Raw genomic sequence first — 21,743 nt, 5'->3', positions numbered from 1 at the left:
ACAACAGGTGATCGGCACCGCGGCACCGACAGCGCACGGGAATCAGGAGAGCAGTCGGGCGCGCCGCGTCGGCTGCTCTCGCCTGTTCGGGTCACGCGGCGGCGGCCGATCGCCGCTCACCCTCTCAGGAGCCGCCCCATGAGCAAGCTGCACCTCGTCTTCGGTGGACGCGTAACCGACCCGCGCACGCTCGACTTCGCCGACCTCTCCTCGATCGACATCGTCGGCGTCTTCCCCGACTATGCCAGCGCCGAGAAGGCGTGGCGCGCCGCCGCGCAGCGCACCGTCGACGACGCCGAGATGAAATATGTGGTGGTGCACCTGCATCGGCTGCTGGAGCCTGACCTCACGGCGTGAGCGGGAGGAGGGGCGTCGAGCCAAGGAAGGCGGCGCGCACCTCCGGTGGTCTGCTCTGTCGCCGGTCCCTCAAGCGGGCGCTACGCTGCGAGGAGGAGAACCGCTCCTCCTCCTCCCTCCTTGTCATCCCGGCCCTGAGCCGGGATTCAACCTTCCGCGAGAGCGACGACCGCGGCCCTCGTGGCACCATGGATCACGGGCCCGGCCCGGGATGACGAGTGGGGCTAGCCGCTTACGCGACAATAAACATTGTGAGATCGGATCAGCCGAGCCACCGCCAATGCGAAGCTGAAAGCGCTGTGAACCCACCACCTTCCCGGCGGTGACGATGTAGCGAAGCAAGTGGCTGACACGACGGCAACGGCTCGATCGGCTGACGATCGTAGTTGCTACTGCGTTTCCCACCCGGGCCCTGGCCTCGCCGGGGAACGAGAGAAAACGTCAATGCAGATCTCTGGTACGGGCGGTCGGACTCGAACCGACAAGGATTGCTCCGGCGGATTTTGAGTCCGCTGCGTCTACCATTCCGCCACGCCCGCGTGACCGGCGCGCCTTGGCACGACCGATGCCCCCTCGTCTAGAGTGTGATCGACCGGAGCTGCCTCGTGCTCCTACGCGGGCCGGAGCTCAGCGATCTGGGGACAAGCCGGTGATACTGACTTCCTGGCTGGCGCGGGAGCACGTGGCACGCCGAGTGGGCGCGCTCACCCGCTCCTCGCTCGTACGCTACGTCAGTGATGGATGATCGCGGCGGGGTCGATCAGCTCGTCGAACGCGATGCCAGCGCGACGGTCGATCTGCCACGCGATCCGGCCCGCGACCCAGCCCAGCCCCGCTAGCTCGATCTCCACCGCGCTGTCGGGCGCGAGCGGGTGCGGCAACTCGGCCATCAGCCCTCCGCCCGAGACATTGCGCACGCTGACGTCGAACCCGTCCGCCTGCCCGGCGAGCCGCAGCCGCGCGAACATCGTGACCTCGTCACGGCCGCGCAGGTCACGGCGTTTGTCGGGCTGGCTGCCCAGCGCCCGAATGTCGTCGTCTCGCCCGCTCATACCACCCACCGTCGCCAGTCGCCCGAAATGCTCCATCCTGCCCACCGCCTGCTGAACCCCGCCGAGCCTAGCCGGCAAATAGTTAAGCAGGTGTTAGCGCGCCGGGCCGAGCTGCGCGGCTCAATCGTCGCGCGAGACCTTCTCGTTGCGCTCGTGGCGCTCCTGCGCCTCGACCGTCATCGTCGCGATCGGGCGCGCCTCCAGCCGACCGAGGCTGATCGGCTCGCCGGTGACCTCGCAATAGCCGTATTCGCCCTCGTCGATGCGACGCAGCGCGGCCTCGATCTTGGAGATCAGCTTGCGCTGACGGTCGCGCGTGCGCAGTTCGAGTGACCAGTCGGTCTCGCTCGCGGCGCGGTCGGTGAGATCGGCCTCGCGCAGTGAGTCGAGCTGGAGCTGTGACAAGGTACCCAGCGATTCCCGCAGGATCGCGTCCTTCCAGTCGAGCAGCTTGCGGCGGAAATACGCCTGCTGCCGCGGGTTCATGAACGGTTCGTCGGGGCTCGGGCGATAACCGTCGCTCGCCCCTCCGACCTCAACCTCGTCATTCGCCGCCGCCAGTTTGCCGGGCCCTTCACCGAAACGATTGATCGCCGTCGCCATCGACTTACTCCCGCTGCGCCCAGGATGTCGTTAGCACCGCTGTGCGCCCCCTCCGGGGCGCCTATAGTCGCGCGGGCCGGTCACCACAAGCGAACACGCGCGCCTAGCCGCGCCGCCCTGTCCTCGTCATGAACAGAGCGGCGCGGCATATGTGCGAGGATGGGACGGCGCCGCCTCCGACGCCGGTGCGATCAGGCCGAGAGCAGCGCCTGCTCGATGTCGGGGATCGTGTGTCCGGTCAGGTCCTTGCTCAGCTCGCCGGTGAGCCGCTGGCTGACCTCCTTGTGATAATGTTTGCGCAGCTCGCCCAGCGTCTTGGGCGGCGCGACCACGATCAGCGACTCGAAATCGTTCGCCAGCGCGCGGCGCTTGAGCAGGTCGGCGGCGTCCGCGGCGAAACGATCCTCCTCGAGCTGGTGGAAGTCGGTCTCCTCCATGCTGCCGCGCGACGGCGCGAACTGCGCGCCACCGCCTTGCGCGTGACCCGACCCGCCCTGCGCGACGCGCGGCGCGCCGGCGCCGCTTTGCGTGGACGAGCTGCCGCCGGCCGCGTCGGTCTTCTGGTCACGGTTGGCGGGATTGGCGCGCTCCTCGGCGTGCTCGACCGTCAGATTGGGGTGAACGTCGTCGCCTTCGTTGCGCAGGAACAGCAGCTTGCGCCCGTCCGCCACCAGCACCACCGAGTCATGGGGTACCTGCATCGCTCATTCTCCTCTGTCCGTGCGGGTGTGGGGCGTGAACGCGGCGGACGTCCACCGGGTTGCCTCGCCGCGGCACCCCGGCCATAGCGCGGCGCATGCACGACATCCGCCTGATCCGCGACGATCCCGACGCCTTCGACGCCGCGCTGGCGCGGCGCGGTGCCGCTCCCTCGGCCGCGACGATCGTCGCGCTCGACCGACGCCGGCGCGAGCTGATCACCGAGGCGCAAGGCGCGCAGGCGCGGCGCAACGAGGCGTCGAAGGCGATCGGCGCCGCCAAGGCGAGCCGCGACGAGGCGGCTGCGCAGGCGCTGATGGCCGAGGTGGCGACGCTCAAGCAGCGGCTGCCCGAACTGGAGGCCGAGGAGGCGCGGCTCGGCACCGAGCTCGACACCGTGCTCGCGGCGCTGCCCAACCTGCCCTACGCGGACGTGCCCGACGGCGCCGACGAGGAGGACAATCAGCTGGTCCACGAGCGTGGCACCCCTCCCGACCTCGGTTTCGCGGCACGCGAGCATGACGTGATCGGCCCGGCGCTCGGGCTCGACTTCGAGACCGGCGCGGCGATCGCGGGCTCGCGCTTCACGCTGGTGCGCGGCCCGGCGGCGCGGCTCCAGCGCGCGCTCGGCCAGTTCATGCTCGACCGGCTGACGCGCGAGCACGGCTATGAGGAGGTCGCGCCGCCGCTGCTGGTACGCGACGAGGCGGTGTTCGGCACGGGCCAGCTGCCCAAGTTCGCCGAGGATCTGTTCCGCACCACCGACGGGCGCTGGCTGATCCCCACCGCCGAGGTGTCGCTGACCAATATCGTGCGCGAGCAGATCCTGAGCGAGCAGGCGCTGCCGCTGCGCTTCGCCGCGCTGACGCCGTGCTTCCGCTCCGAGGCGGGCGCGGCGGGGCGTGACACGCGCGGCTACATCCGCCAGCACCAGTTCGACAAGGTCGAGATGGTGTCGATCGTCGCGCCCGAGGCGAGCGAGGTCGAGCATGAGCGGATGACCGCCTGCGCGGAGGGCGTGCTCGATGCGCTCGGCCTGGCCTATCGGCGGATGAAATTATGCGCGGGCGACATGGGCTTCACCGCGGCGCGTACCTATGACCTGGAAGTGTGGCTGCCGGGCCAGGCGCGCTACCGCGAGATCTCGAGCTGCTCGACCTGCACCGACTTCCAGGCGCGACGAATGAACGCGCGCTATCGGCCGGAAGGTGAGAAGGCGACGCGCTTCGTCCACACGCTCAACGGCTCGGGGCTGGCGGTCGGGCGGACGCTGGTGGCCGTGCTGGAGAATTACCAGCAGGAGAGCGGCGCGGTGGCGGTTCCCGAGGCGCTGCGGCCGTATCTCGGCGGGCTGACGCTGCTGGAGCCGATGGCGTGAGCGGCGTACCTTTGATCCTCCCCGCTCGCGGGGAGGGGGACCGCCGCGCGTCAGCGTGGTGGTGGAGGGGGGCTCGCCACGCAGCGCAGCGCTTGCGGAAGCCCCCCTCCACCACCCGGCTACGCCGGGCGGTTCCCCTCCCCGTGCCGGGGAGGATTGACTGAGATGCGCATTCTCCTCAGCAACGACGACGGCTATCACGCCCCCGGTCTCGCCGTGCTCGAGCGCATCGCCGCGCGGCTCTCGGATGACGTCTGGGTGTGCGCTCCCGCCGACGAACAGTCCGGCACCGGCCGCTCGCTCTCGCTCACCAAGCCGCTGCGCGTGCGGCGCTTCGACGCACGCCGTTACGCCGTAGGTGGTACGCCGACCGACGCGGTGATGTTCGCGCTGGCCGAGGTGATGCGCGAGACGCCGCCCGACCTCATCCTCTCCGGCGTGAACCGGGGCGGCAATCTCGCCGAGGACGTGATGTACTCGGGCACGGTCGCGGCCGCGATGGAGGGAGCGCTGGCCGGGATCCGCTCGATCGCGCTGAGCCAGAAATATGGCGTGCGGGCGCCGGGCGAGGACGTCTCCTTCGCCGCCGCGGAGGAATGGGGCGAGCGCGTGCTGCGCCCGCTGCTCGACGCCGAGTGGGCGCCGCGCTCCATGGTCAACGTCAACTTCCCCGCGCCGGACGTCGGCCAGGTGCGCGGCATCCGCATCGTGCCGCAGGGACTGCGCGACTACGGCCGCGCGCGCTTCGAGACGCGCACCGACCCGCGCGGCCTCGACTATCACTGGCTCGCGCTCGGCAAGGTCGCCGCCGCGGCGCCCGGCGAGAGCGATCTCGCGTCGGTGGCGGAAGGATGGATCACGGTCACGCCGCTCCAGCTCGACCTTACCCGCCACGCCTCGCTGGAGCCGCTCGCGCGTGCTTATGGCTGAATCGGGTGCGTGAGGCGGACGTGACACGCGCGGCGGCGCTGGCGCTGCTGCTGACGGGGTGCATCCCCGCCGCCGAACGCACCGCGCCCGCGCCGCCGATCGACGCACAGGCCGCAGAGACCGCTGGCCAGACCGGCGGGGACGAGGAAGTGACGACGACGGAGGAGCAGGTGGCGCCCGCCACCGCCCCCGCCCCCGCCCGCGGTCGCGGTGACCGCCGCGACGTCGCCCAGCTCCCCGCACCGCGTCCCGCCTGGGAGGCACGCCCGGTCGCGCCCGACGCGCGCGCGGTGACGGCGCAGCGCTACACCGTTCGCGTCGGCGACACGCTCGGCGCGATCGCGGCGCGCACCGGCGCGGGGGTCGACGCGATCGCGCGCGCCAACGCGCTAAGCCCGCCCTACCCTGTCCGCGCCGGCCAGACGCTCGCCATTCCCGGTGGCCGCTACCACCTGGTCCGCGCCGGTCAGACCGGCATCGCGATCGCGCGCGCCTATGGCGTGCCCTGGAGCGAGGTCATCGCCGCCAACGCGCTGGACGAGCCGTATCTGCTCCGCGCCGGTCAGCGCGTGCTGATCCCGCGCGCGCCGGGCGCTCCGGTCAGCGCGGCCGAGCGCGCCGCCGCCTTCACGCTCGACGTCGACACGATCCTCACCGGCGGCGAGCCCGCGGTGGTGGAAGGCCAGGCGCCCGCCACACCGGTGGCGAGCGCGCGCCGCGTGCTCGCGCCGAGCGCCGCGACGGTGGCGCCCGCGGCCCTGCCCGGCCGCTTCGTCTGGCCCGTCGATGGCACGATCGTGCGCCGCTTCGGCCCCGGTGCGACCGGCGAGCGCAACGACGGCATCAAGATCGCGATCCCGCTCGACACGCCGGTGCGCGCGATCGCCGACGGCACCGTGGCCTATGTCGGCTCGGAGGTGCCCGCGCTCGGCGGGCTGGTGATCGTGCGCCACGGCGGCGGCTGGACCTCGGTCTACGGCCATGCCGGCACCTTGCTGGTGCAGCGCGGCCAGGCGGTGAGAAAGGGACAGGTGATCGCACGCAGCGGCGAGAGCGGCTATGCCGACCGCCCCGAGCTCCACTTCGAGCTGCGCCGCGGCCGCACCCCGGTCGACCCGACGACGCAATTGCCGCACCGCTGACGCGCGTGTAACGCCCGCGGCACCATGACCGACTATCAGTCCGACCTGCTCCGGCTGCTCTCCGCGCGCGGCTATCTCCACCAGCTCACCGACGCCGCCGCGCTGGACGCGCTGGCGCGGCGTGGGGTGGTGCCGGGCTATATCGGCTTCGACCCGACCGCCCCCTCGCTCCACGTTGGCAGCCTGGTGCAGATTATGCTGCTTCGCCGGCTTCAGCAGACCGGCCACAAGCCCGTGGTGCTGATGGGCGGCGGCACGGGCAAGATCGGCGACCCCAGCTTCAAGGACGAGGCGCGCAAGCTCGCCGGCGAGGACGTGATCGCCGCCAATATCGCGGGCATCCAGCGCATCTTTGCGCGCTTCCTGACCTTCGGCGATGGCCCCAGCGACGCGGTGATGGTCAACAACGCCGAGTGGCTCGACACGCTCGAGTACATCCCCTTCCTGCGCGAGGTGGGGCAGCATTTCAGCGTCAACCGCATGCTCAGCTTCGACTCGGTCAAGCTGCGGCTGGATCGCGAGCAGTCGCTCAGCTTTCTCGAATTCAACTACATGATCCTGCAGGGCTATGACTTCCGCGAGCTGGCGCGGCGGCAGGGCGTGCGGCTGCAGATGGGCGGCAGCGACCAGTGGGGTAACATCGTCAACGGCGTCGAGCTGGCGCGGCGGATGGACGGCACTGAGGTGTACGGCGTCACCACGCCGCTGCTCACCACCGCCGACGGGCAGAAGATGGGCAAGACCGTGGCGGGCGCGGTGTGGCTCCACGAGGACCAGCTGCCGCATTTCGATTATTGGCAGTTCTGGCGCAACACCGACGATCGCGACGTCGGGCGCTTCCTGCGGCTGTTCACCGACCTGCCGCTCGACGAGATCGCGCGGCTGGAGGCGCTGGAGGGCGCCGAGATCAACGAGGCCAAGAAGGTGCTCGCCAACGAGGCCACCGCGATGTGTCGCGGCCGCGCCGCCGCGGAGGAGGCGGCCGAGACCGCGCGCCGCACCTTTGAGGAGGGCACGAGCGGCGCGGCGCTGCCGTCGATCAGCGCGAGCGGCGCGCTGCCGCTGGTTGACGCGCTGGTGGCGTTGGGATTCGCGTCATCGAAGGGCGACGCGCGGCGGCTGATCAAGGGCGGCGGCGCGCGCGTCGATGGCGAGAAGGTCAGCGACGAGGCCGCCGTGATCGCGCTCGCGGGCGCGCCGGTACGGGTCTCGGCGGGCAAGAAGAATCACGGAATGGTGAACCCGGGCTAACCACCTTCCTTCGCGCCCCGCTCATTCGGCATTAACCGCCCGCCGGTAAACCGCGACGCTGGTAGAGCGGGAGAAGCCGGATGGTCGCGCGTTCAGCGATGATGGCCTATGAGGATCGCGTCGAACCGCGCGACGAGACGTTGTGCCGCACCTGGCTGTTCGACGCCGCCGGCGCGCGCCATGCGGTGACGGTGGTGAACCTCTCGCTCAACGGTTTCATGGCGCGCAGCGACGCGCCGCTCGCGAGCGGCGAGCGCGTCGTGCTTACGCTGCCCGTCGTGGGCGATCGCACCGCCGAGATCCGCTGGTCGCTGGGCGGGCGCGTCGGCGCCAAGTTCGCGCAGGAGCTGCCCGCCGCGCTTTACCCCTGCGCCCTCGCGGCGATGCGCTGAGGCGAGGCGGCTCAGTGCCGCCGCATCCGCGATGGACGGCGAGCACCACCGCGTCAGCCCCGGACCCCGCGGTTGACAGCGGCTGCTGACTAGGGCGGACCGCCCGGAACGATCGGCTACCAGCACTGTGACGAGCTGATCCGCGCCCGCGATCGTGAGCGTAGCGGACCGGAGCGTAGCCAATGCCAGCGCCGCGGCCAACGCCGCGCCGCAGCCACCGCCGAGCCACGGCCAACACGATCCGCCGCATCAGGCCGTGAGAAGGTGTGCGGTCTGCGGCTACCCAACCGGCAGTGTAATCCCCTCGAAAAGGGCGAAAAGACATAAGCACAGCGTTGTTGCCTGGCGGCGTCGACACCTCAACTTCAGCGAGGATGATGAGCAGGAACGGGATCCGACATCGCCTCCAATCAGAAGTCGCTACCCAAAGCGGCGAGCCGCCAAATGCAGCATTGACGTGGAAAATCATTTATGTACCCGCATGCCGGAAGCAAATGCATTAAGTATTTTCAAGTAGCGTCAGCACCTTACCTGATTTTGCAGAACATCGATTGCTATAACGCAAATCGCGCCCTTTCAACATACAAACATCTATATTGGAGCGGAGATTACTGGTAAATTGCAAGGGAGAACAAAATGTGTGACGCCATTTACCGGCGGAGCCGCCTGCGGACACTCACGAGCCGCGGCAGCGCTCTCGCATTGATGGTGGCGCTTGCAGGCACGACACAGGTCCAGGCACAGGAGCCCGATACCCCGGCCGCGGTGCCCGCCGTGGACTCCCTCGATAATCGTGGCGACATCACCTTCTCGAACGATAAGGACATCACGGTAGATCACGGCGAAGCGATCGTGCTTGGCACCACGGCCGGGCAGATCACAGCGCGAAACGCCGGCAGCGTCACCGGCGAGGTTGGCTTTCAATCTTATACTGGCGAGGGCGACGCGGCCACTCATCCGATCGGCGTGACGTTTGAGAATGTCGGTTCGATCTCCAGTTCGTCGGACGAGATCGTCGACGTATCGGTCGGCGATCGCACGGGTGCGCCGGCGGTCCTCAATGTCACGAACAGCGGATCCATCACCGCCTCCGCCGCCAACGCGACGGCTTTGCACATCGTATTTCCATTCGAGGAAAGCGATTCGGTTCCGGATGAAAGCCGCTTCATCAACATCAGCAACAGCGGTCGGATCAGCAGCAACTTCGGCGCCGATCACATCGACGAGAATGGCGATGACGACAAAATCTCGTCGGCGATTAGGACCAACTCGGGCAGAGACTACACCGCCGTAATCCTTAACTCGCCTTCCGGCGTGATCGAGGCTACCGGCGATCGATCAACCGCCATCGTGTCAGGCGCGGCCTTACGCCTATCGAACGAAGGAACAATCCGCGGCGGTGCGGGAGGGCGCATCTGGCTGGACGAGGAAGGACGCCGTTCGCTCGGTGCTGACTATATCGATCTACCCGGTGCCATCCTCGGCTTGGATGGTGACGACCAGATCGTCAACACCGGCAGCATCATCGGCGCGATCGACCTGCGCGACGGTGACAACCGCATCGACAATGCCGGCCTGATCGACGGCGACGTCACGTTCGGCAAAGGCGACGACACCTTCACCGCGACCGGCCCGGGCCGTGTCACCGGGCTGATCGACGGCGGCGTCGGGACCAACCGGTTCCTCGTCAGCGGCGGCACCGCGGACGCGCCCGCCGCGCTCACCGCCGTCCAGAACTTCCAGTCGTTCGTGGTGAGCCAGGGCTTCGCGACGATCGCGCGGCGCGCGGACGTGGGGCGGATCGAAGTCACCGGCGGCCGCCTCGTCGGGCTGTCGGGGTCGACGATCACCGCCAGCGAGATCCTCGTCGGCAAGGACGCGACGTTCGGCTCGGCCGGCGTGGTCAACGCCAACATCACCGTCGCCGGCACGCTGAGCCCGGGCGCCTCGCCCGGCACGATGGTCGTGAACGGCGACGTCGCGCTCGGCAAGGGTTCGGTCTCGCTGTTCGAGCTCGGCCCGGTCTCGGACAAGCTCCTGGTCAACGGCAAATTGTCGATCGTGCCCGGGGCGACGCTGAAGCTGGTGGCGGTCGGGCCGGTGCGCCCCGGCCGCACCCTCGAGCTGATCAACGCGTCGGGCGGCACCACCGGCCGCTTCACTACGATCGACAAGGCAGCCGACGTCCCTGGCGCGCTGGTCCTCGGATTGCAGGGGGTCGAGCTGGTGACGCTGTTCCAGGCACCCAAGGGCGCGAGCCGTACGGTGGGCGGCACGGTGGGTTACTTGAACGACCTGCTGGCGGATGGGGCAAGCGAGGCTCTGCTCAACGGTATTTCGACGCTGCTGACCGCATCGGGCGAGGCGGATGCGGCCGCGCTCGCGCGGCTCACCCCGGAGCCATACGCCCAGGCGACGCAGATCGGCACCGACGACGCGCTGTTGCTGACACAGGCGGCGCGTGGCGCGGCGTTCGCGCCGTACGGCGATGACGCGGGCCTGTTCACGTTCGGGCAGGCGCTCGGGCAGTGGCACACGCTGCGCGGCTACGCGCCGGCGGGCAGCGCCAACGCGGTGGGCCAGACCTATGGCACGATCGGCGGCCTCGGCTTCGCCGATCATGGCTGGGTGGTCGGCGCCTTTGGGGGCAATCTGACCAACCGCCAGCACGTCGTCGACCGCGGCGCGCAGACGCGCGTCGAGAGCCTGATCACCGGCATCCACGGTCGTTATGCCAGCAAGCAGGGCTTCGGCTTCTCTGCCGCGCTGGTGTTCGATGGCGGTCGTGCGCGCACCCACCGTTGGCTGCCCGACGATCGACAAGTGTGGAGCCGGTACAAGCTCAACAGCATGACCAGCGACCTCTCCGCCTTCTACGCCGCCGACGTGGGGCATGATTGGACGCTCACGCCGCGCGTGGGTCTGACCTATGTCCGCACCACGCGCGGTGTGCTGAACGAGGACGGTTACAGCCTCTTCGCTCTCGACGTCGCGCGCGAGCGCCACGTCGCCGGCTTCGCGGACGGCGCTCTCAGCTTCGCGCGGCGCGAGCGTTCGAACGAGGCGTGGCGTCCCTATGTGACCCTGGGCGCGCGCTATCAGGTGCAGGGGCAGCGCGTGCGGGCCGTCGGCGCGCTGAGCGACGGGGATCTCGATCTGATCGGCGTCGGCGCCAGCCGCGCCGAGCTGGTCGGCACCGCAAGCGCCGGCGTCGGCTATCGTCCGAGCGACGCGATCGAGATCTTCGCCGGTGCCTCGGCGCAGACCGGCCGCGACGATCATCAGGAGTCGATCACCGCGGGGGTTCGGGCTCGCTTCTGAGCCGTCGCGGGGGCGGGCACGCGGGAAAGCGCGGGCGCCCGCCCTTTCCGCCTTCGGTCCGTACACCTTACTTCTTGGAGAGATGCGGTGTTAGGCCGCGCCTCTCCATGAAGGACCACCGACAGCGCCTCGACCCTCGGGCGAAAAGATCCTTGCCTCGCGGAGGCGATCAATCGGCCGCGATCGCATGAGACTACGCACCGCCCGCTCACCCCGATCGGAGCAGCGCCACCCCCGCCTCGCGCTCGAACAGATAGAGCGCCACCCGCGCCGCCTGCCCCCTCGCTCCTTCGAGCCCGCCGTCGCGGTCGATCAGCAGCCGCGCGTCGTCGGTCGCGGCGGGGAGCAGCTCGCCGAGCAGCTCGGGCGTGGCGAGGCGGAACATCGCCTCGCCCGACTGGCGCGTGCCGAGCAGCTCGCCCGCGCCGCGCAGCCGCAGGTCCTCCTCGGCGATGCGGAAGCCGTCGTTGCTCTCGCGCATCAGCGCCAGCCGCGCCCGCGACGTCTCGCTGAGCGCCCCCCCGCGTAGCAGCAGGCATACCGAGCGCCCGCCACCGCGCCCGACGCGACCGCGCAGCTGGTGGAGCTGGGCGAGCCCGAAGCGATCGGCGTGCTCGATCACGATCAGCGTCGCGTTGGGCACGTCGACGCCGACCTCGATCACCGTCGTCGCCACCAGCACGCCCGCCTCGTTGGCGGAGAAGCGCGCCATCACCGCGTCCTTCTCCGCCCCACGCATGCGGCCATGGACCAACGCGACGCGGTCGCCGAAACGCGCCTGCAGCGAGGCAGCGCGCGCCTCCGCCGCCTGGAGGTCGCTGGTGGCGCTTTCCTCCACCAAAGGGCAGACCCAATAGGCCTGCTTTCCCTCGGCGAGGTGGCGGCCGAGCGCGTTGACCACCTCGTCGATGCGCTCCTCCGAGACGACGCGGGTCTCGATCGGCTCACGCCCAGGCGGCATCTCGTCGAGCCGGCTCTGGTCCATCTCGCCGTGGAGCGCGAGCGTGAGCGTGCGAGGGATCGGGGTGGCGGTCATCGCCAGCACGTGCGGCGGCGTCTGGCCCTTGGCCTGGAGCAGCATCCGCTCCGCCACGCCGAAGCGATGCTGCTCGTCCACCACCACCAGCCCGAGGTCGCGGTAGCGCACCGCCTCCTGGAAGATCGCGTGCGTGCCGATCAGCAGCTGGATCGAGCCGTTCGCCAGCCCCATCAGCGTCGCCTCGCGCGCGCGGCCCTTGTCGCGCCCGGTCAACACCGCGATCTCGACCGGCAGGCCGGCGAGCAGCCGCCGCAGCGTGTCGTAATGCTGGCGCGCGAGGATCTCGGTCGGGGCGAGCAAGGCGCCCTGCGCGCCCGCCTCGATCGCGATCAGCAGCGCCATCGCCGCCACCAAGGTCTTGCCCGCGCCGACATCGCCCTGAAGCAGCCGCAGCATCGGCGCGCTCTGCGCCAGGTCGCCCTCGATCTCGCGCACGCTGCGCGCTTGCGCGCCGGTGAGCTGATAGGGCAGCCGCAGCAGGTCGCGCAGGCGCCCGTCGCCTTGCAACGATCGCCCGCGGCGCTTGCGCGTGTCGGCGCGCACCAGCGAGAGCGCGAGCTGGTTGGCGAAGAGCTCGTCATAGGCGAGCCGTGCCCGCGCCGCCGCGTCCGCTGGGTCGGTGTGGATACGCTCGACCGCATCGCGCCAGTCGGGCCAGTCATGTCGCGCCTTGAGGCTGGGCTCGATCCACTCGTCAAGCACCGGCGCGCGTGCGAGCGCCTGCTCGACCAGAGCGGCGAGGCGGCGCGAGGTCAGGCCCTCGCTCAGCGGGTAGATCGACTCGCGCGCGCGGAAGCCCTCCTCCTCGCCGCCGATCTCGGGATGGACGATCTGGAGGGCGTCGCCGTAGCGGTCGAGCCGGCCCGAGACTCGCTTGGGCTCGCCGAGCGGCAGCTGCTTGCGCGCCCAGCCCGAGCCGCCGCCGAAGAACACCAGGCTCGCGTGATTACCCGCCGCATCGGTCGCCTGCACGCGGGTCGGCGCGCGCGGGCTCGAGCCGCTGCGATACTCGCGCGGGGTGAGCGTGATCGCGATCGTGCGGCCGACGTCGGCTTCGTCGAGTTCGTCGCGCGCGACCCGGTCGACCCATCCCGAGGGCAGATGGAACAGCAGGTCGACCACGCGCGCGATACCGAGTCGGTCGAGCGGCTTGGCGAGCGCCGGGCCGACGCCCTTGAGCGCGGCCACCTCGGCGAACAGCGGATTGAGGATCTCGGGTCGCATGACTATGTAGCGCCCGACTATTCTGCCTCCTGCCGCCGCGCCAGCGAAAGCTTGCGGCGGCGTCGTGGCAGCGCTCTGCTATGGCATGGACGGGCCGCGCGGCCGACGGGAGATCACGTGGACCAGGACATCCGGCTCAAGCGCCTGCGTTTCCGCGCCTGGCACCGCGGCACGCGCGAGGCCGATCTGATGATCGGCGGCTTCTTCGACACGCACGCCGCCAGCTGGACGCCGGATCAGCTCGACTGGTTCGAGCGGCTGCTGGAGGAGCAGGACGTCGACATCATGGGCTGGGCGATCGGCTCCTTGCCTTGCCCGCCCGAGTGGGAGGGCGAGATGATGGCGGTGATGCGACGCGTGGATTTCGTGACGATCCCGTGAGGGGAGCGCTGGTGACTCCTCGCCGCCCTCCCCATCCGTCATATCGGAGTTGTTCCGGGATCCACCGGGCCGCAGGCGCCGCAACCACCAGGGATGCGGAAGGGTAGGCCCCGGAACAAGTCCGGGGTGACGGCGTGGTGGTGGGGGCGAAACTGGTCGTCGCTACTGTGACCGCCATGCGCATCCGCGAACTTTTCAACCAAGGACCCGAATGCCCGACCTCAGCAAGATCCTCCGCGCCACCACCCCGCTGACGCTCGCGGGCGTGCCCGCCGGCTTCCTGCCCGCGCTGCTCGCGGATTTGGCCCGGGCGGCGCCGCTGCGCGCGGTGTTCGTCGCGGCGGACGAGGCGCAGATGCGCGGGCTCGCCGCCACCGCGCCCTTCTTCGCGCCCGAGCTCGAGGTCGTCCAGCTCCCCGCCTGGGACTGCCTGCCCTACGACCGCGCCTCGCCGACGCTGCGCGTCATGGCGGAGCGGATCGGCGCGCTCTACCGCCTGCAGCAAAAGCCGCGCGCGCCGCAGCTGGTGCTCACCACAGTCAACGCGCTGACGCAGCGCACGCTCACCCCGTTCCGCCTCCGCCAGCTCGTCGCCGAGCTCAAGCCGGGCGCGCGGATCGACCGTGACCGGCTCGCCGCTTTGCTCCAGGCCAACGGCTACGTCCGCACCGACACCGTTCACGACCAGGGCGAATATGCGGTGCGCGGAGGAATCGTCGACCTCTTTCCCAGCGGCGAGGAGCAGGCGCTGCGGCTCGACTTCTTCGGCGACGAGATCGAGAGCGTGCGCAGCTTCGATCCCGCCGACCAGCGCACCACGGGGCGGCTCGACGGCTTCGTGCTGCTGCCCGCCTCCGAGGCGCTGCTCGACGACGACAGCGTCAAGCGCTTCCGCACGCGCTACCGCGAGACCTTCGGCGCCACCGCGACCGGCGACCCGCTCTACCAGGCGGTGAGCGAGGGGCGTCGCCTCGCCGGCATGGAGCATTGGTTGCCGATGTTCGAGGAGAAGTTGGCGACGGTCTGGGACCATCTCGGCGCCGACGCGGTTGTGGTGCGCGACAGCGGCACCCCCGCTGCCGCGGAGGGCCGGCTCGACGCGATCGCGGATTATTATGAGAACCGCAAGCGCGCCGAGGCGGCCGAGCCCGGCAGCTATCGCGCGCTCCCGGCCAAGACGCTCTACCTCGACGCCGCCGAATGGGCGCGCGAGGTGGCGGCGATGCCGGCGCATCTCGCCACCGCCTTCCATGAGCCCGAGTCCGCCACCGTGCTCGACTTCCAGGTCGACGGTCCGCGCGACTTCGCGCCCGAACGCGCGGCGCAGGCGAACGTCTACGAGGCGGTGGTGGCGCATGTCGCCAAGCTCCGCCGCGACGGGCGCAAGCCGGTGCTCGCCAGCTACTCGGTCGGCGCGCGCGAGCGGCTGCGCTCGCTGCTCGAGGACCATGGCCTCACCGGCGCGCGGCTGACCGAGACGTGGCAGGAGTCGCTCGGCGCGGCCGACCGCGGCGTGGCAATGGCGGTGATCGGGCTCGACCACGGCTTCACCGCGCCCGATGTCGCGGTGCTCACCGAGCAGGACATGCTGGGCGACCGGCTGGTGCGCCGCGCCAAGCGCCGCAAGTCGGCCGACGCCTTCCTGGCGGAGCTGGCGACGCTGTCGCCGGGCGACCTCGTCGTCCACACCGATCACGGCATCGGCCGCTATGTCGGACTGACGCAGGTGCCGGTCGCGCGCGCGCCGCACGACTGCGTCGCGCTCGAATATGCGGGGGGCGACAAGCTCTACATTCCGGTCGAGAACCTAGAGGTGCTGTCGCGCTACGGCTCGTCCGAGGAGGGCGCGGCACTCGACCGGCTCGGCGGCGAGGCGTGGCAGCGGCGCAAGTCGCGGATGAAGGAGCGGATTCGCGAGATCGCGGGCGAGCTGATCGCGGTCGCGGCCGAGCGCGCGCTGCGTCCGGGCGAGGTCGCCGAGCCCGACAGCGCTGGCTATCCCGCCTTCGTCGATCGCTTCCCCTATACTGAGACCGACGACCAGGACCGCGCGATCGAGGAGGTGCTGGCCGATCTCTCCGCGGGCAAGCCGATGGACCGGCTGATCGTCGGAGACGTCGGGTTCGGCAAGACCGAGATCGCGCTGCGCGCCGCCTTCGTGGCCGCGATGGCGGGGATGCAGGTCGCGGTGGTCTGTCCGACGACGCTGCTGGCGCGCCAGCACTACAACAACTTTACCTCGCGCTTCGAGGGCTTCCCGATCAACATCGGCCGGCTCTCCCGTCTCGTCCCCGCCGCCGAGGCGAAGCGCGTCAAGGACGGGTTGGCGAGCGGCGGGATCGATGTCGTCGTCGGCACCCACGCGCTGCTGGCCAAGACGATCGACTTCAAGCGGCTCGGCCTCGTGATCGTCGACGAGGAGCAGCGCTTCGGCGTGACGCACAAGGAGCGGCTCAAGACGCTGCGCGCCGATGTCCACATGCTGACGCTCACCGCGACCCCGATCCCGCGCACGCTGCAGATGGCGATGAGCGGGCTGCGCGAGCTGTCGGTGATCCAGACCCCGCCGGTCGACCGGCTCGCGGTGCGCACCTATGTCATGCCGTGGGACCCGGTGGTGCTGCGCGAGGCGCTGCTGCGCGAACATTATCGTGGCGGACAGAGCTTCCTCGTCACCCCGCGCGTCGCCGACCTCCCCGACATCGAGGACTATCTGCGCCGCGAGGTGCCCGAGATCCGCTACGTCGTCGCGCACGGCCAGATGGCGCCGAGTGAGGTAGAGGAGCGAATGAGCGCCTTCTACGACAAGAAGTTCGAGGTGCTCGTCTCGACCACGATCATCGAGAGCGGGATCGACATCCCGTCCGCCAACACGATCATCGTCAACCGTGCCGACCGCTTCGGGCTGGCGCAGCTGTACCAGCTGCGCGGGCGCGTCGGCCGCTCCAAAACGCGCGCCTATGCCTATATGGTCGCGCCTCCCGAGCGGCAGATGACCGACGCTGCGGAGAAGCGCCTCAAGGTACTGAGCGACCTCGACTCGCTCGGCGCAGGCTTCCAGCTGGCGAGCCACGACCTCGACATCCGCGGCGCGGGCAACCTGCTCGGCGACGAGCAATCGGGGCATATCAAGGAGGTCGGCTACGAGCTCTACCAGTCGATGCTGGAGGAGGCGATCATGGAGGCCAAGGCGGGCGGCGTCCGCGAGCGCCAGCGCGACTTCTCGCCGCAGATCAGCGTCGACGCGCCGATCCTGATCCCGGAGGAGTATGTCCCCGACCTCGACCTGCGCATGGGCCTGTACCGCCGGCTCAACGAGATCGACGAGGTCGGCGGGCTGGAGAGCTTTGCCGCCGAGATGATCGACCGCTTCGGCGCGCTGCCCGAGGCGACCGACAATCTGGTCAAGGTCATGGAGATCAAGCTCAACGCGCGCACCGCGTGTGTGGCCAAGCTGGATGTCGGGCCGAAGGGCGCGCTGGTCACCTTCCACGACGACAAGCCGCCCAACGTGCCGGGGCTGCTCGCTTATGTCGACCGGCTGGGCGGCGTGGCCAAGCTGCGCCCCGACAGCAAACTGGCACTGTCGCGCGCCTGGGGCGATCCCAAGGCGCGGCTGCACGGTGCGCTGCAATTGTCGAAGGGGCTGGCGAAGGCGGCGGCGTGAGGGGCGGAGCACCGCTCGCGACGACTTATTCCACGCCTTTCCTTGCCACCGCGGCGGACGCCGGGGTCCAGGTGGGAAGGTCGTGGTGAGTCTGTCGACCGTCACTCAACTGGACCCCGGCGTCCGCCGCGGCGGGACGGTGTAGGTGTGGCGGCGTTCGACTTACGAGTAGCGCGTATGAGCTGCGCGCCCTAACTGACTTCGTTCCCCGGCGAAGGCCGGGGCCCAGCTGGGAAGGCGCTGGTGAGACTCACCGCCGTCGCTCAACTGGACCCCGGCCTTCGCCGGGGAACAGTATGAGTGAGCGACGCGACATCTCACCATTGCTGCCGCTCACCGCTCCCCCTCAGCTGCTGTGATCCGAGATGATCCGCCATCCTTCCTTGCGCCGCTCGAACAACAGGCTCGTCAGCCCGGTCTGCGACGCCGCGCCTCCCGTCGGCGTCAGCGTCCAGCGCGCGATATGGAGCAGGTGGACCGCGCTGAGCGGCCGCCACATCACCGGCGTGAAGCTCAGCCGTCCCCTCGCGTTGCCGCCGCCGACGAAGCTCTTGGCGTAGCGTGCGGCGATCGCCTCTTTGCCGCGCGCCACCTCACCGCCCGCGACATAGACCGCGTCGGGCGCGTAGATCGCGGTGAAGCGCGCGAGATCGCCAGCGTTCCAGCCGGCCGCGCTGTCCGCCAACACCGCCTCGACCTGCGCCTGCGGCGTCCCCGCCGCCGCCGCCGCTGCCCAGATCAACATTGCCGCGCTCATCGTGCCACCTCTGCCTCGTCGCCGACCGCCTCGGCCAGTTCGTCCGCGTCGAATCGCTCGCGCGTCATCGCGAAGCTGCCGGCATAGCTCGCGAACGACCAGTCGCCGCGCACCATCGTCCCGCGCGCGTCGACGGTGCCGCGATAGTCGACCGCATGCACCAGCACTTCGCCGTCGTGTTGCTTCACGAAGGTCACCGCCGCGCCGTCGCGCCGGCCGCTCACCAGCGCGCGCCGCACCGGCTCCAGCCCGAGGTCGTCGGGCTCGCTGATCGTGCCGCTGAGCTGGCCGCCGCGCTCGGTCAGGCGCGCGATGAAGCTGTTCGACCGGCTGCTCCCGCCCTCGTAGCGCCCGTACCAGGTGCCGCCGAGGTCGCGCGGGTCGCTCACGCCAGCCGCGCCTGCAACGCCGCGTCGTCGAGCGGCCCGGCCCAGAGGAAGCCCTGGTAGAAGGTGCAGCCGCGCTGTGCCAGCAGCGCGCGCTCACGCTCGCTCTCCACCCCCTCTGCCACCGTCTCCAGCCCGAGCCCGGCGGCGATCGCGATCACGCCTTCCACCACGACGCGGTCGCGCGCGTCGCCGGTGATCGTCTGCACCAGGCTGCGATCGATCTTGAGATAGTCGAGCGGCAGCCGCGTGAGATAGGACAGGCTGGAATAACCCGTGCCGAAATCGTCGAGCGCGACGCGGCAGCCCGCGGCGCGCAGCGCGGTGAGCGATGTCGCGGCACCGTCGAGATCGTCGATCAGCCCGGTCTCGGTCACCTCGGCGGTGACCCGGTCGTACCCCACACCCGAGGCACGCACCCGCGCGAGGAAGCGCTCGACGAAGGGCACGCGCGCCATGTCGGCGGCGGTGACGTTGACCGCGATCCGCAGCTCAGCCATCCGCGCCGGCCAGCGCGCGGCGCGCTCGAGCGCCAGCGCCTGCACCTGGTCGGACAGCGCCACGCCGAGATCGGCGCGGTGCGCCGCGGCGAGCAGCGTCTCGGCGCCGAGCACGCCCAGCCGCGGGTGCTGCCAGCGCGCCAGCGCCTCCACGCCGGTGACCGCGCTGTCGACCAGCCGCACCTGCGGCTGGAAGCGCACGTCGATCTCGCCGCGCTCGATCGCGCGGTGCAGGTCGGCGGCAAGCGCGGCGAGCGGCACGCCCTCGTGCTCGGCGGCGACTCGCGTCGTCGCGCCGTCGCTCGCGCGGGCGCGCGCCAGCGCCTCGGCGGCGCGTCGCAACAGGTGCTCGGCGGGCTCGTCCTCGGTCATCCGCGCGACGCCGATGCGCGCGCCGACGTGGATCGTCTCGCCGTCGATCGTGAAGGGACGCTCCAGCGCGCGCTCGACCCGGCTGACCGCGGCGTCGCCGGTCGCAGCGTCGCCTGCGACCACGATGGTGAAGGTGGCACCGCCGCGCACCGCCGCCATCTCGTGGCCGGCGAGCTCCCGCGCCAGCCGCTCCGCCATTGCCTCGACCAGCTGATCGCCCGCGGCGCGGCCATAAGCGGTGTTGACGATCTCGAAGCTGGTCGGCGCGGCGACGATCGCGGTGACGCCGCGTGCCGCATGCGCTTCGACCAGGCGCAGCTGCTCGGCGCTGGCCGCGCTTTCCCCCGGGCGCCGCCCGCCCCGCTGCATCGCCCGTGACCGCCGCTCCATCTCGCGCTTGGTAGGCTTGGTCGCGGCGCGCGGCAATCATCTTGCTCTGTCGTGAACGACTCCCTAGCTCTCTGCGTTGTGCCAGGCATGGATCTAGACCGCGCGCCCGCGCCCCTCGTCGACTCGTTCGGCCGCGCCATCCGATATCTCCGCGTCTCGGTCACCGATCGATGCGACTTGCGCTGCCGCTATTGCATGGCGGAGCACATGACCTTCCTGCCGCGCGACCAGATCGCCTCGCTCGAGGAGCTGGCGATCATCGCCGAGCGCTTCGTCGCGCGCGGGGTGCGCAAGATCCGGCTGTCAGGCGGCGAGCCGCTGGTGCGCCGCGACGTGATGATGCTGGTCGAGCGGCTCGGCCGGCACGTCGGCGACGCGCTCGACGAGCTGACGATGACGACCAACGGCACGCGGCTGCGCCGCTATGCCGCCGACCTGGTTGCCGCCGGCGTGCGCCGCGTCAACGTCAGCCTCGACACGCTCGACCCCGAGCGCTTCCGCTACATCACCCGTCACGGCGACGTCGCGGAGGTGCTCGACGGGATCGCCGCCGCGCGCGACGCGGGGCTCGCGGTCAAGATCAACATGGTCGCGCTGAAGGGCCTCAACGAGGACGATATCGCGCCGATGCTGCGCTGGTGCGTCGCGGAAGGCCACGATCTCACGCTGATCGAGACGATGCCGCTCGGCGCCATCGACGAGGACCGTACCGATCGCTTCCTGCCGCTCACCGTCGTGAAGGACCGGCTCGATCAGGCGTTCACGCTGACCCGAGACGCCGCGGTAACGGGTGGCCCGGCGCGCTACTGGCAGGTCGACGGCCGGCGCACGCGACTCGGGCTGATCTCGCCGCTCACCGCCAATTTCTGCGACGGCTGCAACCGCGTGCGGCTTACCACCGAGGGCCGGCTCTACACCTGCCTCGGCCACGACGATCAGCGCGACCTGCGCGCGGCGCTGCGCGGCGGTGGCGTGGGCGCGCTCGACGCCGCGATCGAGGACGCGCTGCTGACCAAACCGCGCCGCCACGATTTCCGTATCGCGCGCGATGCGGCGCCCGCGGTGGCTCGGCACATGAGCGTCACCGGCGGATGAGCCGCTACCCGCGGCGGGCGCTGGTCGCCTCGCCCACCGCCCCGGCGCAGGCGGCGCGCGCCGAGCTGGCCGACACCTGGGACTGGTGTGCGCTCGACGAGGCCGACATGGTGGTCGCGCTCGGCGGCGACGGCTTCATGCTGCAGACGTTGCACAACCTGCTGGAGCGGCGTCGCGCGATCGTGCCGGTGTTCGGCATGAACCTGGGCACCGTCGGCTTCCTGATGAACGAGTGGCGGCGCCACGACCTCGACGGGCGGATCGAGCGCGCGCGCGCCTTTCAGGTGACGCCGCTCACCGCCACCGCCACCGCGGTCGACGGGCGCGTCCACACGTTGCCCGCGATCAACGAGGTGTCGCTGCTGCGCGAGACGCGCCAAACCGCCAAGATCGAGGTCAAGATCAACGACCGCATCGTCATGGACGAACTGTCGTGCGACGGGGTGCTGGTCGCCACGCCAGCGGGCTCGACCGCGTACAATCTCTCGGCGCACGGGCCGATCCTGCCGCTGGGCTCGCAGATGCTGGCGCTGACGCCGATTAGCGCGTTTCGCCCGCGGCGCTGGCGCGGCGCGATCCTGCCCGACCGGACGCGCGTGTCGCTGCGCGTGCTCGACTCGAACAAGCGCCCGGTATCCGCGGTGGCCGATCAGCGCGAGGTCCGCGACGTGGCGCAGGTGGACATCGCGATGGATCGCGCGCGCGAGCTGACGCTGCTGTTCGACCCCGAGCACGCGCTCGACGACCGGATCGCGATGGAGCAGTTCGTCGCCTGATCGCCGATCCGGCACAAAGGGTATTGCGCCG

At 70.4% G+C, this 21,743-nt stretch carries 19 protein-coding genes and 1 tRNA gene; 11 read left to right on the top strand and 9 right to left on the bottom strand.

Going from position 1 to position 21,743, the window contains the following annotated elements:
• Positions 1-138: 138 nt before the first annotated feature.
• Positions 139-357: a DUF4170 domain-containing protein gene (locus FHY02_RS18950; protein WP_132907437.1), complete on the top strand. Its 219-nt coding sequence runs from the start codon at positions 139-141 to the stop codon at positions 355-357.
• Positions 358-812: 455 nt separating this feature from the next.
• Here FHY02_RS18950 and FHY02_RS18945 read toward each other — a convergent pair.
• The 4 genes from FHY02_RS18945 to FHY02_RS18930 form a co-directional block, all read right to left on the bottom strand.
• A tRNA-Leu gene (locus tag FHY02_RS18945) sits at positions 813-896 on the bottom strand.
• Positions 897-1,088: 192 nt separating this feature from the next.
• Positions 1,089-1,409 carry a PilZ domain-containing protein gene (locus FHY02_RS18940; RefSeq protein WP_183925165.1) on the bottom strand — a complete coding sequence of 107 codons (321 nt, stop codon included), beginning with the start codon at positions 1,407-1,409 and terminating at the stop codon, positions 1,089-1,091.
• A gap of 120 nt (positions 1,410-1,529) precedes the next feature.
• The gene (dksA, locus tag FHY02_RS18935; protein WP_183925163.1) at positions 1,530-2,012 is read right to left on the bottom strand and encodes an RNA polymerase-binding protein DksA; all 483 of its coding nucleotides are present in this window, start codon (positions 2,010-2,012) and stop codon (positions 1,530-1,532) included.
• A 191-nt stretch (positions 2,013-2,203) separates the two neighbouring features.
• The gene (locus tag FHY02_RS18930) at positions 2,204-2,713 is read right to left on the bottom strand and encodes a host attachment family protein (RefSeq protein WP_132909303.1); all 510 of its coding nucleotides are present in this window, start codon (positions 2,711-2,713) and stop codon (positions 2,204-2,206) included.
• Positions 2,714-2,808: 95 nt separating this feature from the next.
• Here FHY02_RS18930 and serS point away from each other — a divergent pair, with 95 nt between their 5' ends.
• The 5 genes from serS to FHY02_RS18905 all read left to right on the top strand — a co-directional run bounded on the left by serS (position 2,809) and on the right by FHY02_RS18905 (position 7,804).
• Positions 2,809-4,089 (top strand): serine--tRNA ligase, encoded by a 1,281-nt coding sequence (gene serS / locus FHY02_RS18925; RefSeq protein WP_183925161.1) that lies wholly within the window; start codon positions 2,809-2,811, stop codon positions 4,087-4,089.
• 165 nt (positions 4,090-4,254) lie between these two features.
• Positions 4,255-5,019, top strand: coding sequence for a 5'/3'-nucleotidase SurE (gene surE, locus FHY02_RS18920; protein ID WP_183925159.1), 765 nt, complete (start codon positions 4,255-4,257; stop codon positions 5,017-5,019).
• A 5-nt stretch (positions 5,020-5,024) separates the two neighbouring features.
• Positions 5,025-6,161: a M23 family metallopeptidase gene (locus tag FHY02_RS18915; protein ID WP_311731887.1), complete on the top strand. Its 1,137-nt coding sequence runs from the start codon at positions 5,025-5,027 to the stop codon at positions 6,159-6,161.
• Positions 6,162-6,185: 24 nt separating this feature from the next.
• Positions 6,186-7,412 (top strand): tyrosine--tRNA ligase, encoded by a 1,227-nt coding sequence (tyrS, locus tag FHY02_RS18910; protein WP_183925154.1) that lies wholly within the window; start codon positions 6,186-6,188, stop codon positions 7,410-7,412.
• 80 nt (positions 7,413-7,492) lie between these two features.
• Positions 7,493-7,804, top strand: coding sequence for a PilZ domain-containing protein (locus FHY02_RS18905; RefSeq protein WP_183925152.1), 312 nt, complete (start codon positions 7,493-7,495; stop codon positions 7,802-7,804).
• 953 nt (positions 7,805-8,757) lie between these two features.
• Here FHY02_RS18905 and FHY02_RS18900 read toward each other — a convergent pair.
• On the bottom strand, positions 8,758-9,006 hold the full coding sequence (locus tag FHY02_RS18900; protein WP_183925150.1) for a hypothetical protein: 249 nt from the start codon (positions 9,004-9,006) through the stop codon (positions 8,758-8,760).
• A gap of 283 nt (positions 9,007-9,289) precedes the next feature.
• On the opposite strand from FHY02_RS18900, the gene FHY02_RS18895 reads away from it, so the two are divergent.
• Positions 9,290-11,125, top strand: coding sequence for an autotransporter outer membrane beta-barrel domain-containing protein (locus FHY02_RS18895; RefSeq protein ID WP_183925148.1), 1,836 nt, complete (start codon positions 9,290-9,292; stop codon positions 11,123-11,125).
• Between the two features lie 208 nt (positions 11,126-11,333).
• Here the strand turns inward: FHY02_RS18895 and recG are convergent, their stop codons facing one another.
• The gene (gene recG / locus FHY02_RS18890) at positions 11,334-13,388 is read right to left on the bottom strand and encodes an ATP-dependent DNA helicase RecG (RefSeq protein WP_183925146.1); all 2,055 of its coding nucleotides are present in this window, start codon (positions 13,386-13,388) and stop codon (positions 11,334-11,336) included.
• A 117-nt stretch (positions 13,389-13,505) separates the two neighbouring features.
• Here recG and FHY02_RS18885 point away from each other — a divergent pair, with 117 nt between their 5' ends.
• Positions 13,506-13,769, top strand: a complete 264-nt coding sequence (locus FHY02_RS18885) for a succinate dehydrogenase assembly factor 2 (RefSeq protein WP_183925145.1) — start codon at positions 13,506-13,508, stop codon at positions 13,767-13,769.
• 211 nt (positions 13,770-13,980) lie between these two features.
• On the top strand, positions 13,981-17,436 hold the full coding sequence (gene mfd / locus FHY02_RS18880; protein ID WP_183925143.1) for a transcription-repair coupling factor: 3,456 nt from the start codon (positions 13,981-13,983) through the stop codon (positions 17,434-17,436).
• 346 nt (positions 17,437-17,782) lie between these two features.
• Here the strand turns inward: mfd and FHY02_RS18875 are convergent, their stop codons facing one another.
• The 3 genes from FHY02_RS18875 to FHY02_RS18865 are packed head-to-tail and all read right to left on the bottom strand — an operon-like array spanning position 17,783 to position 19,877.
• On the bottom strand, positions 17,783-18,181 hold the full coding sequence (locus FHY02_RS18875; protein WP_260172999.1) for an SgcJ/EcaC family oxidoreductase: 399 nt from the start codon (positions 18,179-18,181) through the stop codon (positions 17,783-17,785).
• A gap of 8 nt (positions 18,182-18,189) precedes the next feature.
• The gene (locus FHY02_RS18870) at positions 18,190-18,582 is read right to left on the bottom strand and encodes a hypothetical protein (RefSeq protein ID WP_183925138.1); all 393 of its coding nucleotides are present in this window, start codon (positions 18,580-18,582) and stop codon (positions 18,190-18,192) included.
• Positions 18,579-19,877 carry a GGDEF domain-containing phosphodiesterase gene (locus FHY02_RS18865; protein WP_183925136.1) on the bottom strand — a complete coding sequence of 433 codons (1,299 nt, stop codon included), beginning with the start codon at positions 19,875-19,877 and terminating at the stop codon, positions 18,579-18,581. Before FHY02_RS18865 ends, FHY02_RS18870 begins: the two co-directional genes overlap by 4 nt.
• Positions 19,878-19,928: 51 nt before the next feature.
• Here FHY02_RS18865 and moaA point away from each other — a divergent pair, with 51 nt between their 5' ends.
• Both moaA and FHY02_RS18855 read left to right on the top strand, forming a co-directional pair.
• Complete coding sequence (gene moaA, locus FHY02_RS18860) at positions 19,929-20,936, top strand: GTP 3',8-cyclase MoaA (protein WP_183925134.1); 1,008 nt, start codon at positions 19,929-19,931, stop codon at positions 20,934-20,936.
• Positions 20,933-21,712, top strand: a complete 780-nt coding sequence (locus tag FHY02_RS18855) for an NAD kinase (RefSeq protein ID WP_183925132.1) — start codon at positions 20,933-20,935, stop codon at positions 21,710-21,712. Before moaA ends, FHY02_RS18855 begins: the two co-directional genes overlap by 4 nt.
• Positions 21,713-21,743 lie beyond the last annotated feature (31 nt).

Origin of the sequence: Sphingomonas sp. BK069, from assembly GCF_014193405.1 — a bacterium.
In the GTDB taxonomy this organism is placed as follows: Bacteria; Pseudomonadota; Alphaproteobacteria; order Sphingomonadales; family Sphingomonadaceae; genus Sphingomonas.
The sequence above is the reverse complement of the archived record's forward strand: the minus strand, read 5'-3'. Positions and strand labels throughout refer to the sequence as shown.

Bases quoted from the DNA above. Each gene is read 5' to 3' on its own strand.
- serS (WP_183925161.1), top strand. From the start codon at position 2,809: ATGCACGACATCCGCCTGATCCGCGACGATCCCGACGCCTTCGACGCC.
- FHY02_RS18875 (WP_260172999.1), bottom strand. From the start codon at position 18,181: ATGTTGATCTGGGCAGCGGCGGCGGCGGCGGGGACGCCGCAGGCGCAG.
- FHY02_RS18855 (WP_183925132.1), top strand. From the start codon at position 20,933: ATGAGCCGCTACCCGCGGCGGGCGCTGGTCGCCTCGCCCACCGCCCCG.
- FHY02_RS18950 (WP_132907437.1), top strand. From the start codon at position 139: ATGAGCAAGCTGCACCTCGTCTTCGGTGGACGCGTAACCGACCCGCGC.
- dksA (WP_183925163.1), bottom strand. From the start codon at position 2,012: ATGGCGACGGCGATCAATCGTTTCGGTGAAGGGCCCGGCAAACTGGCG.
- moaA (WP_183925134.1), top strand. From the start codon at position 19,929: ATGGATCTAGACCGCGCGCCCGCGCCCCTCGTCGACTCGTTCGGCCGC.
- FHY02_RS18940 (WP_183925165.1), bottom strand. From the start codon at position 1,409: ATGAGCGGGCGAGACGACGACATTCGGGCGCTGGGCAGCCAGCCCGAC.
- recG (WP_183925146.1), bottom strand. From the start codon at position 13,388: ATGCGACCCGAGATCCTCAATCCGCTGTTCGCCGAGGTGGCCGCGCTC.
- FHY02_RS18930 (WP_132909303.1), bottom strand. From the start codon at position 2,713: ATGCAGGTACCCCATGACTCGGTGGTGCTGGTGGCGGACGGGCGCAAG.
- tyrS (WP_183925154.1), top strand. From the start codon at position 6,186: ATGACCGACTATCAGTCCGACCTGCTCCGGCTGCTCTCCGCGCGCGGC.
- mfd (WP_183925143.1), top strand. From the start codon at position 13,981: ATGCCCGACCTCAGCAAGATCCTCCGCGCCACCACCCCGCTGACGCTC.
- surE (WP_183925159.1), top strand. From the start codon at position 4,255: ATGCGCATTCTCCTCAGCAACGACGACGGCTATCACGCCCCCGGTCTC.
- FHY02_RS18905 (WP_183925152.1), top strand. From the start codon at position 7,493: ATGGTCGCGCGTTCAGCGATGATGGCCTATGAGGATCGCGTCGAACCG.